Origin of the sequence: Vogesella mureinivorans (assembly GCF_007644035.1) — a bacterium.
GTDB classification, from domain to species: Bacteria; Pseudomonadota; Gammaproteobacteria; order Burkholderiales; family Chromobacteriaceae; genus Vogesella; species Vogesella mureinivorans.
The window spans coordinates 1-290 of sequence record NZ_VMTV02000780.1 but is presented as its reverse complement, the minus strand read 5'-3'; the positions used below and the strand labels follow the sequence as shown (position 1 = coordinate 290).

At 44.8% G+C, this 290-nt stretch carries 1 protein-coding gene and 1 pseudogene; one reads left to right on the top strand and one right to left on the bottom strand.

Going from position 1 to position 290, the window contains the following annotated elements:
• Positions 1-207 (bottom strand): annotated as a pseudogene (locus FLQ44_RS18190) (polyphosphate kinase 1); the annotation flags it as partial.
• Between the two features lie 7 nt (positions 208-214).
• Between FLQ44_RS18190 and FLQ44_RS25060 the strand changes: the two are divergent.
• Positions 215-290: hypothetical protein (locus FLQ44_RS25060; RefSeq protein WP_369126616.1), on the top strand; the 76-nt coding region annotated here is incomplete at its 3' end.

Genomic DNA, 290 nt, shown 5'->3' with positions numbered 1-290 from the left:
TCGAACCGCACGACCAAAACGCCGTGAGGATAACTCGTCTTTTAAAGCAACAGCGAGGTCATCAACATCTTCTGCGAGTGTCAAGTCAGCATTTCGTGTCACGCGAAATTGGTAACAGCCCGTTGCAGTCATTCCTGGGAATAAATCGCTGATATGTTGTTGGATGATTGCAGACAACAAAATATAGTGTTCTTCGCCACCCGTCATTAACTTATTGCGTGAATCAGCACAAGATCCAAACGTACTTGCCATGAAGCAAACCTTGTATCGTAGTGGACCTGATTCAGAAA